The organism is Nostoc sp. DSM 114160 (genome assembly GCF_053470305.1).
Genome location: NZ_JBPFGO010000004.1, coordinates 656,060 through 671,365 on the forward strand (window position 1 = coordinate 656,060; position 15,306 = coordinate 671,365).

Annotated in this window: 12 protein-coding genes and 2 pseudogenes; 7 read left to right on the plus strand and 7 right to left on the minus strand. The window is 44.1% G+C overall.

What is annotated here, in order from left to right; genetic code table 11:
- Positions 1–10: 10 nt before the first annotated feature.
- From NSTCB13_RS34720 to NSTCB13_RS34740, 5 genes are all read left to right on the plus strand, one after another.
- On the plus strand, positions 11–1,855 hold the full coding sequence (locus NSTCB13_RS34720; protein WP_448275566.1) for a tetratricopeptide repeat protein: 1,845 nt from the start codon (positions 11–13) through the stop codon (positions 1,853–1,855).
- A 35-nt stretch (positions 1,856–1,890) separates the two neighbouring features.
- Positions 1,891–2,244 carry a YpsA SLOG family protein gene (locus tag NSTCB13_RS34725; protein ID WP_448275567.1) on the plus strand — a complete coding sequence of 118 codons (354 nt, stop codon included), beginning with the start codon at positions 1,891–1,893 and terminating at the stop codon, positions 2,242–2,244.
- Positions 2,195–2,431, plus strand: coding sequence for a YpsA SLOG family protein (locus tag NSTCB13_RS34730; protein WP_448275568.1), 237 nt, complete (start codon positions 2,195–2,197; stop codon positions 2,429–2,431). The genes NSTCB13_RS34725 and NSTCB13_RS34730 overlap by 50 nt, the downstream gene beginning before the upstream one ends.
- A 443-nt stretch (positions 2,432–2,874) precedes the next feature.
- Entirely contained in the window at positions 2,875–3,654 is a 780-nt protein-coding gene (locus tag NSTCB13_RS34735; RefSeq protein ID WP_448275569.1) for a class II aldolase/adducin family protein, read from the plus strand.
- A gap of 165 nt (positions 3,655–3,819) precedes the next feature.
- Positions 3,820–4,920 carry an LLM class flavin-dependent oxidoreductase gene (locus NSTCB13_RS34740; RefSeq protein WP_448275571.1) on the plus strand — a complete coding sequence of 367 codons (1,101 nt, stop codon included), beginning with the start codon at positions 3,820–3,822 and terminating at the stop codon, positions 4,918–4,920.
- A 104-nt stretch (positions 4,921–5,024) separates the two neighbouring features.
- Here NSTCB13_RS34740 and tftA read toward each other — a convergent pair whose 3' ends face one another.
- Positions 5,025–6,377 (minus strand): hormogonium tapered terminus morphoprotein TftA, encoded by a 1,353-nt coding sequence (gene tftA / locus NSTCB13_RS34745; RefSeq protein WP_448275573.1) that lies wholly within the window; start codon positions 6,375–6,377, stop codon positions 5,025–5,027.
- Between the two features lie 320 nt (positions 6,378–6,697).
- Here tftA and dnaG point away from each other — a divergent pair.
- Positions 6,698–8,679 (plus strand): annotated as a pseudogene (gene dnaG / locus NSTCB13_RS34750) (DNA primase).
- 63 nt (positions 8,680–8,742) lie between these two features.
- Here the strand turns inward: dnaG and NSTCB13_RS34755 are convergent.
- Complete coding sequence (locus tag NSTCB13_RS34755; protein ID WP_448275574.1) at positions 8,743–9,474, minus strand: MBL fold metallo-hydrolase; 732 nt, start codon at positions 9,472–9,474, stop codon at positions 8,743–8,745.
- Positions 9,475–9,668: 194 nt separating this feature from the next.
- Here NSTCB13_RS34755 and NSTCB13_RS34760 point away from each other — a divergent pair, with 194 nt between their 5' ends.
- Complete coding sequence (locus tag NSTCB13_RS34760) at positions 9,669–11,195, plus strand: site-2 protease family protein (RefSeq protein WP_448275886.1); 1,527 nt, start codon at positions 9,669–9,671, stop codon at positions 11,193–11,195.
- A 281-nt stretch (positions 11,196–11,476) separates the two neighbouring features.
- On the opposite strand, the pseudogene NSTCB13_RS34765 reads toward NSTCB13_RS34760, so the two are convergent.
- The 5 genes and pseudogenes from NSTCB13_RS34765 to NSTCB13_RS34785 all read right to left on the minus strand — a co-directional run.
- Positions 11,477–12,724, minus strand: a pseudogene (locus tag NSTCB13_RS34765) (FAD-dependent hydroxylase); the annotation flags it as partial.
- Positions 12,725–12,848: 124 nt separating this feature from the next.
- A complete protein-coding gene (locus tag NSTCB13_RS34770) occupies positions 12,849–13,727 on the minus strand; it encodes an N-acetylmuramoyl-L-alanine amidase (RefSeq protein WP_445626223.1) in 879 nt (292 codons plus the stop codon).
- Between the two features lie 132 nt (positions 13,728–13,859).
- Positions 13,860–13,985: a hypothetical protein gene (locus NSTCB13_RS34775; protein WP_445626224.1), complete on the minus strand. Its 126-nt coding sequence runs from the start codon at positions 13,983–13,985 to the stop codon at positions 13,860–13,862.
- A gap of 37 nt (positions 13,986–14,022) precedes the next feature.
- Positions 14,023–14,229, minus strand: a complete 207-nt coding sequence (locus NSTCB13_RS34780; protein ID WP_448275888.1) for a leucine-rich repeat domain-containing protein — start codon at positions 14,227–14,229, stop codon at positions 14,023–14,025.
- A complete protein-coding gene (locus NSTCB13_RS34785) occupies positions 14,135–14,953 on the minus strand; it encodes a leucine-rich repeat domain-containing protein (protein ID WP_448275575.1) in 819 nt (272 codons plus the stop codon). The genes NSTCB13_RS34780 and NSTCB13_RS34785 overlap by 95 nt, the downstream gene beginning before the upstream one ends.
- Between the last annotated feature and the right edge of the window lie 353 nt (positions 14,954–15,306).

The following is a 15,306-nucleotide window of genomic DNA, read 5'->3' on the forward strand; positions in this document are numbered from 1 at the left end:
AGTAGCCAAAGTGCCAGACTCTCTGCCATTAAGCGATCGCTATCTTGCCTTAATCGATGAAATTGTCGAAACCACCCTCAAGGGCAAAATTAGCTCTGTAGAACAAGTGTATCAAATGCTGCTTAAAGGAATTACTTCCGGTACAGGGGAAGTGTTTGAGCTAGCTTTGAGCGATCGGCTGAATTCCCTTCAAAGCCAAGTAGATAACGAAAAAGACGAACTCAAGAAAGCCAAGGCGACTCGTAGTTTGAGAGCCGTTAAGACGATTCAAAGTCAATGGCAACGCTGGCAAGAGCAAAACAAAGCAACAGAAGCGATCGCCTTTGCAGTTACAGAAATCACCAGAGCCAGCGCTGCCGAGCGTCTAGCGACATTTATCCGAGTTACTGACCCGAATCAGAAGTATCCGCTAAATTTACAACAGTTACAGCAGTTGTCCAAAGCATTACTGCAATTTGCTCAGGCAGATGCTGATTTACAACAATTTTCCGAAGGGATTACCCGTGGTTTAGCTTCTTGGCAGCGATTGCAAGACAACTTGCTCAGTTGGATGTACGAGCAAAAAGAATCTCTGGGGTTTGGCGGTGTACCGGGAGAACGCGGCCCTTGGGCAAGTTGGGCGAAGCAACTCAATAGTGAATTACCCCAAGCACTGCTTCGCACTTTAGCTAGGGAAGAATCCGCAATTGAGTTTGCCGAACGACAGCGTGGTATTACCCTCAGAGATTGGGTGGAAATGGCATTAATTTTACAGTTCTTGCAACGGGGACTAATTAGCTGGTTTGACCAACAAGCTTACGATATTAAGGCTGGGCCAAAGTTGTCTATTTCCACTTTTTTGACCTTTGCGGTGATTTGGAGTCAGTTAGCAAGTGGTTTTAGGAGCATTGGGACAATATACAGCGATGCCTGTTCTCAAATCATGCTTCAGATTTTACGAACCTTTGCCCAGCGTCCGTATTTTCCCTTTTACGGCGGGATTTTTGCCTCTTTTACTGGCACTTATTTACGAGATGCTCTAGATTATTTAGATGAACCACTGCGACGAGGCGAGGGAACCCAGGAAAAAGCGCGGATTTTGACACTTTTAGGTTATTCTCAGCGTGCTTTGGGACAATACCAGCGCTCCATTGATTTTCATCAGCAAGCGCTAGAGATCGCCAGAAATGCAGGCGATCGCACCTGTGAAATTGCCAATCTCAACCACCTCAGCCGTACCTACGTACAACAGCAAAATTACGCTGAGGCAATTAACTATAGTCAACGAGCATTAATACTGAGTCGGCAAGCAGGCGATAGGACAGGAGAGGCAAACGCGCTGGTAAATTTAGGTTATAGCGAAGTCATGCAAGCTCAGGAATTGGAAAACCTAGAACCCGAAATATATGAAGCCGCAATTAATTATTTGGAACAAGGTTTAAAATTATCAGAAAAATTAGGCGATCTTCAAAGTAAAGCTTTATGTGTCAGTAGCTTAGGAATTGCCTATCTAGTCATCGGAGAATACCAAACGGCAATTAAGTATCTGGAAGATGGTTTTAAAACAGCGCAAGTTTCCGGTGATTTGTATCTCCAAGGGCGGAACTTAGCTTATTTAGCAGAAGCTTATTATCATCTGCAAAATTCTGAAAAAACTGTTTACACAGGTTCTTTGGGAATGTATCTTTTAGAGCAAATTGCTTCTAATGAGTGGCGTCAACCAGCAGGTTTACTGACAATTTTACAAGGACAAATCGGGGCAGAAGCTTTCCAAATGTTCTTACAGCAACATCGCCCGAAAATTATTGCGATTATCGGTGTAGATGGGTACGATCACATTCCGCAATTGTTAGAAGAATATCAGCAAGATATGTAAAAAAAATAAGGATTCAGACTTAATTGTTTTCAAGTTTGAGAAGAAAAGCAACAAATGCGATCGCACTTCCGACCGCCACATCATCAAAGAAGCGAGAGTCAATATCGTCTCATCAACGGCTTTGGGTTGTAACCGGAGGTCAAACAGGAGTTGATAGGGCTGCGCTCGATACAGCTTTATCACTTTTGTTACCGGTTCGTGGCTGGTGTCCAAAAGGGCGGCTTGCAGAGGATGGAAAGATACCATCTGTATACCCGCTTCAAGAGACGACGAGTACAGACTATGCGTTACGTACCGAGTGGAACGTTCGAGATTCAGATGGGACGCTCGTCCTAGCGTATGGATCGCTTGAAGGAGGAACAAAGTTTACGGCTGACCCTAGCGCATAAGTACGATCGCCCCGTCCTGATTATTAACGCGCTGTCGTTCAGTGGAAATGACGCTGCTCGTTTCTGGAGTTGGATTCAGAAGCACAACATTCGCATTTTGAATGTTGCTGGTCCACGAGAAAGCTCACAACCGGGTGTTATTTATAACCGTGCCCGATATGTTCTTAAGCAGCTCTTGGAGTCGTAAAAAGAAAGAGATAAAACTTTCCCCGGTATATTTTTTTAGCATAAATCCATATTGAGCTTGCTTATTTAAATGAATTGTGGTAGCTTCATTGTAATTTAAATACTTTAAGTCGATTGACTTGCCGTAGTTTACTTGATAGTATCATTACTCTAGTTAAGAAATTTGTTTTCACTAGGTAGTTTAAAAACCGTAAATAGTAAGGTATTCATGGCTATCAGCCAAAAATTATTTATAATATTTTATACTGAATAAAATGAAATGATACGTATTTGCAGCGATAAAAACTGCGTAGTTTACCGCCGTAGGCATCGCCCACCGAGCCATAATCCTTTATTGCGATCGCTAATTTAATGGTGAAGCAGTGTTTATCGATAAACCTTGAGGCTTTCAGCAGCAGTGATGCAGCATAGGTCTACTTAATCCATACGTAGGAGTTGAAAATTATGGTGCAAACTTCTCTCGTCCGCCCCAGCAATCCCTTTCAACCACCGACTTTTGTTTCTATTGAATCAGAGCGTCGCCATCGTCAAGAACGCTTGGCAGCAGCCTTCCGGGTATTTGCGCGTTTGGGTTTTGCTCAAGGATTGGCAGGACACATCACTGCCCGCGATCCCGAACTTACCGATCATTTTTGGGTAAATCCCTTTGGGATACACTTCAGTCGCATTCGGGTATCAGACCTGATATTAGTGAATAGTGAAGGTCAGGTAGTCCAAGGTGAAGGCAAAGTTAGTCAAGCAGCATTTGCCATTCACTCTCAAATCCACGAAGCCCGCCCCGATGTCATTGCAGCGGCTCATGCCCATTCTTTCTATGGTAAAACTTGGTCATCTTTGGGTAGGTTGCTCGATCCGATTACCCAAGATTCCTGTGCTTTTTACCAAGATCATGCTCTATTTGATGATTTTACAGGCATTGTTTTAGAGACAAGCGAAGGAAAACGCATTGCTCAGGCACTAGGCAAGAGCAAAGCTGCGATTTTACGCAACCACGGAATATTGACCGTAGGGCATAGTGTGGATGAAGCAGCTTGGTGGTACATCAGGTTAGAGGATACTGCTAAAGCGCAATTGCTAGCAGAAGCCGTAGGAAAACCCATCCTGATTGACCACGACATCGCCTTAAAGATCCAACAACGCGGTGGTACTCACCAAGTAGGCTGGGGTGGATTCCAGTATTTATGGGATGAAATTACCCACGACCAACCAGATTTGTTTGATTGATTAGGGAATGGGGCATTGGGCATTGAGAAGAGACAAGGTAGACAAGGAAGAGGGGGGAGATAAGCGAGAGAGTTGTTGAATAATTGCCCCTTGTCCCCTTGTCCCCCTTGTCCCCCTTGTCCCCCTTGTCTCCCCTGCTCTCCAACATTTTTAGGAGAATTAATTATGCCCATTGAATTTATTGGATTGATTCGGACAAAACGGACTTCGGAATTAAATAGTGCATCAGGTGGTCTGGGCGATGACATCATCGATCCAGTTTATGTTCGTGAATTTGCCAAAGCTCATGAAGAAGGAGGCTTTGACAAAGTATTGATTGGCTATAGTTCTAGTAGCCCTGATGGTTTGACTGTTGCAAGTTTTGCTGCTTCAGCAACCGAACGATTGGGCTTTTTAATTGCTCATCGTCCGGGTTTTGTCGCACCAACTCTGGCAGCTCGCAAGGCAGCTACCCTTGACCATTTTACCAACGGTCGGATTGCAATCCATATCATTACTGGTGGTAGCGATGCTGACCAGCAAAGAGATGGTGACTGGCTAGATCATGACAGCCGTTACCGTCGCACCGATGAATATTTAGAAATTGTTCGTCGCGTCTGGACAAGCGACACTCCCTTTGATTACGAAGGTGAATTTTACCGCATCAAGGATGCTTTCTCGGCGATCAAGCCGTTGCAAAAGCCGCACATCCCACTTTACTTTGGTGGTGCATCTGGTCCAGCCGTACAGGTAGGAGCCAAACACAGTAATGTTTATGCCTTGTGGGGTGAGCCAATTGCCGCAGTTAAAGAACGAATTGCAGAGGTTCGTGCTGCCTTACCACCCGATCGCTCCATTCGCTTCAGTGTCTCTCTGCGACCGATTCTTGGTGCTACAGAACAAGAGGCTTGGGAGAAAGCACATAGTATTTTGGCACGAATTCAAGAGTTGCGAGGAGGCGCAAAATTAGCTGCCCCAGCTAGACCCCAGGCGGTAGGATCGCAACGTCTGCTAGATTTTGCCGCCAAAAATGAGATTTATGATAAGCGTCTATGGACACCGATCGCCGCAGCTACTGGTGCGGCAGGTAACACTACTGCTCTAGTGGGTACACCAGAACAAGTAGCAGAGGCTTTGGTTGATTATTACGATGCAGGTGTGACTACCTTATTGATTCGGGGCTTTGATCCTTTAGAGGATGCGATCGCTTATGGGCGTGATGTTATACCTTTAGTACGTGCAGAAGTCGCACGACGAGAACGGCAAACAGTTGGAGTCAGGAGTTAATACCCTGGTAAACAAAGATAAACTAGGCTAAAACCCTCTTGCTTCTTGCTTGATTCCAACTACAAATTTTGACGCTAACCTACTTGGAATAATTTACTCAATACTCAAAGAAGTCCTGCTGATTCATATAATCGTTTGAGCATTGCTGAAATCTTTGTACCATAATCTAAATCTGCTGACCATCGCCCTGATAGCTGATCGATTAATGGCGCAATCCCGCGTGTGACAAAACGAAACCTGGGATCTACTACTTCCTGTACCAAAGGTTCTAAACTAGCGTAAGCTTTCAAATGTTGAACGTGCGCTCTAACTCCAATTCTTGCACTTGGAAAAGACGCAGCCTCCGAACCGCCACCGATCGCACCTAAGCCTGCAAAGTTATTTTGCTCAGGTTTAATATCACCACCAAACCGTAAAAATCCCGTTTCTACACACATTTGGCAAAAGGCAATATCATAGTTCACTCCCTCTATACCTGCTTCTTCGCGATAAAGTTTGGGGATATCAGGAAACTTTGTTATCGCATTTTCATTATTATTTCTCAGGAATAATTGTAACTGGACTTCGGAAGTATTACCGTTCGACATTACGCGCGAAAATTGACCAGGGCAAACCACCAAATTCGAGCGCAAGCTAACAGTACGCGTCGCCGCATCCCAATTAACTGCAATATTAAAATCTCGGAGTTCGATTGCTTTGACATAAACTACTTTGTGATAGGTAATGCGATTGACATTAGCCGCTTTTGAAAGGTCAATGCGGAGAAGGTCTACTAAATCAATGGGGATGTAAGCATTCCCATTAACTAAAATTCCTTGCTCGGTGTAACTTTGTCCATTAATATTAATATTAATCGGTGGATAATTTGCTTCAGCTGGAGTTCCGGGAGTGGGGTCAATTACACGACTCCAAGTCACCAATCCATCGACAATTCCTAAAGCAAAATCGCGGCGACGAGTTTGCAGCAAAGCCCGATCCTCTGGATTGCTGAGAAACCCCACTTGCATCACCAAAGCTGGCAGCGTTGTCTGACGACAGAATGCTAAACTACCCAATCCACTATCTGTATCTGGCTTGACTCCCCGATTCGGTAATTGGGGTACGCGGCGCAATAACCCCACCAGCAATTGTTCGGCATTACTCTTGCGATCGCTATTATTAGCTATGTAGAAAACGCTAGCCCCACGCACAGAAGGACTGTTAGCCGCATTAGCTGCAATTTCTAGGGCGACATCACCCCGACGGCCGCGGGAATTGATCCAAGAGATAGTTTGGGCGGCGCTCAAGTCATCAGGAACCGCTAAAATTTCCAAACTCCGCGCCCTCAGTTCCGTGACAATCAAATCCCGCAGCAAAATCATTTCTTTTGCTTCAGTTGTACCACCTGCGATCGCACCCCGATCTATTCCTCCCGCTTCTTTGCCTCCATGAGCCGCTGATATAAAAATACGCCCCATTTTCAGTATTTCCTCTGATAAAATTAAGTTTAAGCAATTCTATACATCATTCTTGGTCTAGCAACAAGAATATAATAGCTATCAGAAGTCATTTGTCCTTTGTCCTTTGTCCTTTTTTCAAAGTTAATGCCCAATGACTAATAGACTTCTTGCAGAAGTAGTGAAAAGGGTAAGGGGGAAAGGGAAAAGGAATAAAAAAACCTTTCCCCTTTGACCTTTCTCCTTTTCCCGCCTCTTGCAAAAGTAACTTTTGCAAGAGGTCTAATGACTAATGACCAATACTTCGACTACGCTCAGTACAAGTGACTAACGACTAATATATGCAAATCCCCCGCTTGCACCCAGACACAATTGAGGAAGTTAAACTACGGGCTGATATTGTAGATGTCGTCTCGGAATACGTAGTTTTACGCAAACGAGGAAAGGATTTTGTCGGTTTATGCCCCTTCCATGATGAGAAATCTCCCAGTTTCACCGTTAGTCAAACCAAGCAAATGTATTATTGCTTTGGCTGTCAAGCTGGGGGAAATGCGATTAAGTTTGTCATGGAGTTGGGAAAGCGTTCTTTTGCTGATGTGGTGCTGGATTTAGCACGGCGTTACCAAGTACCCGTGCAAACTCTTGAACCCGAACAACGTCAAGAATTACAGCGTCAGCTATCTTTGCGCGAGCAGTTGTATGAAGTTCTCGCTTCTTCAGCACAGTTTTATCAACACGCCTTGAGACAATCCCAAGGACAAAAGGCACTTCAATATTTGCAATCTAACCGCCAACTCAAAGAAGAAACTATACAGCAATTTGGTTTAGGTTATGCCCCCGCAGGTTGGGAAACTCTTTATCGTTATTTAGTGGATGATAAACATTATCCAGTGCAAATACTGGAAAAAGCGGGATTGATTAAGCCACGCCGGGAAGGTGGTGGGTATTATGATGTATTTCGCGATCGCTTGATGATTCCCATCCGTGATGTCCCCAAGGGCGTGTTATTGCCTTTGGTGGCAGAACTTTGACTGATGAACAGCCTAAATATCTGAATTCACCCGAAACCGAACTTTTTAGTAAAGGTAAAACCTTATTCGCCCTCGATCGAGCCAAAGATGGTATTTCTAAACTCGATCGAGCCGTGGTAGTGGAGGGATATTTTGATGCGATCGCTCTCCACGCTGCTGGTATTAATAATGCCGTTGCCTCACTCGGTACAGCTTTAAGCTTAGAACAAGTCCGGTTAATATTACGCTACACCGAATCGAAACAATTAGTACTCAACTTTGATGCTGATAAAGCTGGAACCAATGCCGCAGAACGAGCGATTGGTGAAATTGCCGAACTGGCATACAAGGGCGAAGTTCAGCTAAAAATTCTCAATTTACCCGATGGCAAAGATGCTGATGAATATTTGCATAGTCACACTCCAGAAGATTATGGAGAACTGCTAAAAAATGCGCCACTTTGGCTAGACTGGCAGATTCAGCAAATTATTCAAAATCGTGATTTAAAACAGGCTACTGATTTTCAGCAAGTAACTCAGCAAATAGTCAAATTACTTAAAAATATCGCTAACAGCGATACACGCAACTATTACGTTTCTTACTGTGCAGAAATACTCAGTTTAGGAGATACCAGACTTATACCCCTAAGAGTCGAAAATCTGTTAACTCAAATTGCTCCCCCTGCGGCTACATATTCTAAGCCTGTGTTAGCGAAGAAAGCATGGGGAGGTGGCAAATCCCCACTGTCCATTACTTCGGCTACGCTCAGTACAAGTCCCAACTCCTCACTCTCGACAGAACGCAGCCTTTTAGAACACGCAGAGGCATTATTACTACGAATTTACTTGCATTGTCCCGAACAGCGTCAAATGATTGTTGACGAACTAGAGGAGCGAGATTTGCAATTTAGTCTTTCCCACCACCGATTTTTATGGCAGCAGATTTTAGAAATTTCATCCGATGATGGAGAGACGAAAAACTTTGCGTCTTTACCAAATTTAATTTCCCGCCTGCAAGATCGGTTCTTAGAATTTGACAGCGAAATCGGGTTAATTTCTCATTTATTTCATGTGGATGAAAAAAACCAAAAAGAAATACTGCGGACTGGGCAAGTAGTTCAAGCTGCGATCGCTTGTATGGATTTAGTGATGCTTGAAAAACGCTATCGTCACTTTTTGGAACTATGGCAACAAACCGATCCAGAAGCGGAACCAGAGCGCTATGAATATTATTATCAAGCTTTTTACGCTGAAAAAATCAAGCTTCAACAAATAGACCGACAACGGTTATTTTCCATCACCGAGTTGTTGTAGCCTTGCACTCACGCTCCACCGAAATCTTGAATAGTGGGGGCGCAAGGCCTTGCGCCCCTACTTCTAAAATGGTTGCATCCCCAGCAAACCTGGTAAATCCAGAGAGGCGAGGTGTTGATAAGCTCGATCTATAACTCGCTTACCTCTAAGAAAGCCTGTATTAGCTCCAGGACAAATATACTGGAGAGTTTCTGGTGTAAAACGTTCTAACAATAATCGAATGCTCTGAATTTGCCTTGGCCAGTGAAAAGTTTTAGCTGTCCGTAATGGTACTGCTTGACCGTGCTGATTAGGGAGTAAATGGCGACCAGAAAATAATATACCCCCAAATTCGCTGTAGTAGAGACAAGATGAGCCGGGAGAATGCCCTGGTGTCCAAATCACTTGCATAGCTGCATCAAGAGTAAATTCTTGTCTAAAGGTAGTTACGGTTAAGCCTGGTAATAAATACGCTTCTTGCTCTTGAATCAACACCTCGCAGCCAAAAACTTGCTGAAATTCAGCAGTCTTGCCAATAGCACCGCGATGGGTGAGAAATAACCAACGCACGCCTCCATACGCTGCTAAAAAATCTTGATTTGTTTTTTCTAGTGCAGGGCAATCTATGAGGATATTGCCTTCATTTCTTACAATAAAATAAGAGGTTCCCCCTAATGTGTCCCGATTGGGTGGAAAGGCAAAAATGCTCTCTTGTGCGAAGTCCGATTGCAGAGAACCTCCGCTGAATACTTCGTTAGGGAAGACAGCCCGTGGTGGCTTAGTTGTATGACTTGGCTGTTGAGGTAAAGGGCACATAATCAAAGAACCGAAACTGAGGAGTTGTGGACAATTTGATGACAGTGCGGAAATTCTCAAGAATTGCAACTTGAGCGTTAACCAGCACTGTTAACCGTTGTGAAAAAAAATTGAGATTTGAGGTCTGCCTTGTAGTTAATGCTATGGTGCTGAAGCTACTGGTGGGGCGTTTTGTCAAAATTACTGAAGAGAACATGGCATTTTGGTTTCTGTTTATCCTCCTGCTGGGGCTAGCTACTTATCTAATGGTGCAGCGCAGCGTTGCTCACATCACCCGCACACCAGTATGGTTGTTGTGGCTGGTTTTAATGACACCAGCATTTCTGTTGAGTGGATGGACGCTAATCTACGGAGCGAAACAACCTCCACCGCCAGAGCTGATCCTCTGGTCGGTATTTTTCTGCACAGTCTTGTACTGGGTGTTGTTTCAATGGGGGCGTCAAGTACCAAGAGATACACAGACTGACGAAGCCCAAACCCCAGCCTCAGAATCACAACCGACTATCCAGCCTACTCCAGAACCAATAGTGCGTCCCATTGAACCAACGGAAGAAACCCAACTACGAAATTGTTTTCCTTGGTCTGTATACTACATTCAAAATATTGAGTATCGACCCCAATCTGTGATATGCCGGGGTCAGTTGCGAACTAAAGCCAGCAACGCTTACCAGCAGATTAAAACTAATATTGAAGCACAATTTGGCGATCGCTTCTTGCTGATTTTTCAAGAAGGCTTTAATGGCAAACCTTTCTTTGTCCTTGTTCCCAATACTCAAGCTGCTGCTAAACAGACAGATACACCACGACGCAACCAAGAACGATTAACTCGACCAGGATTAGCGCTGATGCTGTTAGTAGCTACTTTGATCACTACTACCTTGGTGGGAGTACAAAATGCTGGTGTGACTCTGCCGCCTATCTGGCAAATTGGATCTTTGTTCAAACTTCTATCTAACCCAGATGTCCTATTCAAGGGATTGCCTTATGCTTTAGGATTGATGGCTATTTTGGGCACTCACGAACTTGGGCATTATTTAACAGCTAAATTTTACAAGATTCGCTCGACATTGCCTTACTTTATTCCCGTACCTTTCTTTTTGGGAACTTTTGGCGCATTTATTCAGATGCGTAGTCCTATTCCCAACCGCAAAGCTTTATTTGATATTAGTATCGCTGGGCCAATTGCAGGTTTTGTTGTCACCTTGCCACTACTAATATGGGGTTTGGCTCATTCTGATATAGTTTCCCTGACTGAAAAAACCCGACTTTTAAATCCTGATGCGCTCAATCCCAAGTATTCAATTTTACTGGCTATACTCTCGAAGTTAGCTTTGGGAAGTCAGTTAACGGCAAAATCAGCCCTCGATTTGCATCCAGTTGCAGTAGCAGGTTTTTTAGGACTAGTTGTCACAGCGTTAAATTTAATGCCTGTGGGACAATTAGATGGAGGTCACATTATCCATGCGATGTTTGGACAACGAACTGCGATCGTAATTGGTCAAATTGCTCGCGTGTTGTTGCTATTACTTTCTTTAGTTCGGGAAGAATTTTTGGTGTGGGCGATTATCTTATTATTTATGCCGTTGATTGATGAACCTGCACTGAATGATGTCACTGAATTGGATAACAAACGTGACGTTTGGGGGTTACTGGCAATGGCTTTGTTGATTGTAATTATTCTGCCATTACCGCAGGCGATCGCTAACTTTTTGCAAATTTAAAAAGATTCAGGAGTCAGAATTCAGGAGTCAGAATTCAGGAGTCAGAATTCTGAAGTAAAACAGGCTTTATACCTGGATTTGAGGCGAATCGTTGTGTACTTTACTTCCCCTGAAATTGGCTGTATCAGCGATCGCGATCGTTATCTCTCAGCAGCCCATAGATTTGTCTATGAGGTTTTCCCCTTGTCCCCTTGTCTCCTTGTCCCCCTTGTCCCCATTGTCCCCCTTGTCTCCTTGTCCCCCTTGTCCCCCTTGTCTCCTTGTCTCCTTGTCCTCTTCCATGCTAATTCTGGAGTCCTCCCCTTCAAGCCAATCATCAATTTCAGCATAAATACTTTTAATACAGGTACTCGCTGCAAAAACCATAAACCCAAACGACGAACCACCACCACAGGGAAGAAATTATTAGAGAACATCCGATCTAACAAATCGGTGAAACCTAAAATTGTCAGATTCTCTAGCTTGCGCCAGCGTTCATAACCTTTGAGAATCTGAATGTCACCAATATCTTTACCCGTTTTGTGCGCTGCTTGAATTACTTGCGCCAAAGCTGCTGCATCCCGAATGCCCAAATTTAAACCTTGTCCGCCGACGGGATGGCAATTGTGCGCCGCATCACCAATTAATGCCAGTCGCGGGAGAACGTAGCGATCGCTTTGCATGAGTTGTACCTGAAAAACAAAGCGATCGCCGAGTAATTCCAGTTTGCCCATTTGATCGCCATAGCGGCGGCTGAGTTCTGCCAAAAATTCCTCATCATTTAAAGCACATAAAGCTTTTGCTTCTTCGTGGGGGGCTGTCCAGACAATGCGGCAACGGTTTCCCGGTAAAGGTAAAATCGCAAAGGGGCCGCTAGACCAAAATCTTTCGTAAGCGGTGTTATTGTGGGGTTTTTCTGGTTTGACAAATGCCACAATGCAAGATTGCCAATACTTCCAGCCCGAAGTTTTGATTCCCGCCGCTTGCCGAATTGGCGATCGCGATCCATCTGCTGCTACAACTAATTTGCTCTTGACTGTCTTTAGGCGATCGGCAATTTTTATCTCAATGGCGACTATATGCTGCTGGTATTGCGTATTTACCACTTCCGCCGGACACAAATAAGTCACGTTGGGGCAATTTTGGACGAAATCTTGCAACGGCTGCAACAAAGCTTGGTGTTCCGCCACATAACCCAACTCTGGGGTATTTATATCATCTGTAGTGAATTCCACCACATCGGGATGATCGGCATCCGAAAGACGAACTCGGCAATATTTGGCGATTTGAGGCAACATTTTGTCCCAAACGCCAATTCCTTGATAAATTAGCGACGAAAGCTGATGAACTGCATAAGCTTGTCCCTTGGCAACCGCCACTGATGCCACTTTCGCCTCAATTAGCAAAATACTCAAACCAGAATCTTTTAAAGCAGAGGCTAGAGTTAACCCAATAATCCCACCGCCGACAATTACCAAATCATATTCATATCCTTGCTCATTTGGCGGTGTTGATTGAGGGGAAATTTGCTCAAGCTGCGTGATGGTCATTGTTAAGTTAGATTACAGCGTCTTAACTCTTATTTTGACGCGATCGCGCCTTCTTGAGCAAGTTAACAATTCAAAATTTTATCCATAACCCTTGTAGAGAGGCGAATTTTCGTGTCTTTACGAATTATTTGCTGACTCGATAGACTGGTCTAACCTGACGATAAGTATTAAGTAAGCTGAGAAATTTCTGACCATCAAAATTTATCGGGTCAACTTTTTTACCAGAACGGTCTACTAGATGGTGCGTAGTGATGCGATCGTCTGGGACTTGACTTTGAGCAATTAACCAAGCAAGAGAATGATATTGAGCTTCCGTATAGCCGCTATGGGTTTGTTGGCTGCTACTGTCATAACTATCTGGCGGTGTTTCCAAAGAGACGTGATAAGCAAAATTATTCACAGACGCGGGTAAAGTCGGATTAGTCTGTACAGTTTCCACTCCCTGCGAACCATCAAACACAGAGTTAGCTGCACCAAAAGCCCGCTTGTCTGGCGGTACTAGATAAACCACTGTGCCGTCTAACTTGATTAAGGCGTGGTAACTTGCTTGCACACCTTCATCGCTATGGGCTACTTGAAAGAAATTAATGGCGCTAGAAGCAGAATAACCAGTTTCATGGATGACGATAATTGGTTGATTGTTGACAGGAATGCCGTTAACATCTTGGGTGTAACGTTCACCATAGTTACTTGGATCGACTGAAGCAACTTGATAATTAGGTCTGTACTGTGCAAAAGCTTGAGTGGTTATGTACCTTGCTACAGGCTGGTTAGTCTTGACTGGGGACTTGATAACATTTTGAAATTTCTTCTCTGGCTCTTTGGCTGATTGAAATTGCGCCTGGGGATATTTACTGAAAGTTGTAACCTGTGGATTGGATGTACGGGATATTGTCGGATTGTTGTGTAATTTTGTTGCTCGTCCAATTAGCAGTACTACAGTTAGAGTGGCGAACATTAGCCAGATTAGTAGTACTCTAGTCACCCAGTCTGTAAACTTCATTTTTCTAATACCCGTAAAACCGTAGATATTAATTTATAGCTAAACTGGCGTGTCAGTTGTAGAGGCGCACTTCTGTAAACCCCTACCGCTTATGGTATCCAAATAATAATCGCTATAATACTTTAATTCTAGTCAAATATACCTTGATAATCCCTGCAATAGTGCTGTTAAAAGCCATTTAATTTCAATGCCGTGGGTAGTGGATTCGTGGGTGTGAAAGTCTTCATCGTGTAGCGCTCTTAATGATGTTTTACCCACATCCTCTTCACCAACTATTAGCAGTTTAGAAAGATAATTATCCTTTAGCTTCTAACCTGGCTCGAAGATAGGTCAAAATTACCTCCGTTCCCTGCTCAACAATTTCAGGCGGCGGCGATTTTAATTGTGGATTATTATTTACGGATAGCTCAGTCAAGTTGGAGAGTCGACAGATTTCTAGCGGCAGGCTGCTGAGTTGATTGTAAGAGAGGTCTAGCCATATTAAGTTTGAGAGTTGGCTGATTTCTGGCGGTAGACTGCTGAGTTGATTGCCAGAGAGGGTCTAGCCATTCCAAGTTTGAGAGTTGGCTGATTTCTGGCGGTAGACTGCTAAGTTGATTACAAGAGAGGTCTAGCCATGTCAAGTTTGAGAGTTGGCTGATTTCTGGCGGTAGGCTGCTGAGTTGATTACCAGAGAGGAATAGCTCAGTCAAGTTAGAAAGTTGGCTGATTTCTGGCGGTAGGCTGCTGAATTGGTTACCACAGAGGAATAGCTCAGTCAAGTTAGAAAGTTGGCTAAATTCTGGCGGCAGGTTGCTGAGTTGATTGTTATCGAGGTATAGGTGAGTCAAGTTGTAGAGTTGGCTGATTCCTGGCGGCAGGCTGCTGAATTCATTACCAGAGAGGGATAGCTCAGTCAAGTTGGAGAGTTGGCTGATTCCTGGCGGTAGACTGCTAAGTTGATTGTTCTCAAGGGATAGCTCAGTCAAGTTGGAGAGTTGGCTGATTTCTGGCGGGAGGCTGCTGAGTTGATTTTTATCGAGGTATAGGTGAGTCAAGTTGGAGAGTTGGCTGATTTCTGGTGGCAGACTGCTAAGTTGATTTTTATCGAGGTATAGGTGAGTCAAGTTGGAGAGTTGGCTGATTTCTTGCGGCAGGCTGCTGAGTTGATTGTTATCGAGGTCTAGATGCGTTGCTTTTTCCCTGGCAGCTTTTTCAATAATTTGCAACAGTTCTTCGTTTGTCATCAGCAAATCTCACCAACTCTGTAGCGATATTTACTCAAGTAGTATATCGTAACTAAGCATTACAGATTGGATTTGTGTGTTCATGTCCATAAAAACGGCTGTAATGTTTAAATTAGTAGGGTGCCGCAGCTACGCCCGTCGTAGACATCGCTACCCTTGCAATAACATTCACTTATTCATGAGTATCAAAGACTCGCTCACAAGTATAAAAGACTCGCTCACGAGTATAAAAGACTCGTCCATGAGTATCAAAGACTCGTCCGCGAATATCAAAGACTCGTCCGCGAATATCAAAGACTCGTCCGCGAGTATCAAAGACTCGTCCGCGAGTATCAAAGACTCGTCCGCGAGTA

Bases quoted from the DNA above. Each gene is read 5' to 3' on its own strand.
- NSTCB13_RS34740 (WP_448275571.1), top strand. From the start codon at position 3,820: ATGCCCATTGAATTTATTGGATTGATTCGGACAAAACGGACTTCGGAA.
- NSTCB13_RS34770 (WP_445626223.1), bottom strand. From the start codon at position 13,727: ATGAAGTTTACAGACTGGGTGACTAGAGTACTACTAATCTGGCTAATG.
- NSTCB13_RS34730 (WP_448275568.1), top strand. From the start codon at position 2,195: ATGGATCGCTTGAAGGAGGAACAAAGTTTACGGCTGACCCTAGCGCAT.
- tftA (WP_448275573.1), bottom strand. From the start codon at position 6,377: ATGGGGCGTATTTTTATATCAGCGGCTCATGGAGGCAAAGAAGCGGGA.
- NSTCB13_RS34760 (WP_448275886.1), top strand. From the start codon at position 9,669: ATGGCATTTTGGTTTCTGTTTATCCTCCTGCTGGGGCTAGCTACTTAT.
- NSTCB13_RS34785 (WP_448275575.1), bottom strand. From the start codon at position 14,953: ATGACAAACGAAGAACTGTTGCAAATTATTGAAAAAGCTGCCAGGGAA.
- NSTCB13_RS34735 (WP_448275569.1), top strand. From the start codon at position 2,875: ATGGTGCAAACTTCTCTCGTCCGCCCCAGCAATCCCTTTCAACCACCG.
- NSTCB13_RS34755 (WP_448275574.1), bottom strand. From the start codon at position 9,474: ATGTGCCCTTTACCTCAACAGCCAAGTCATACAACTAAGCCACCACGG.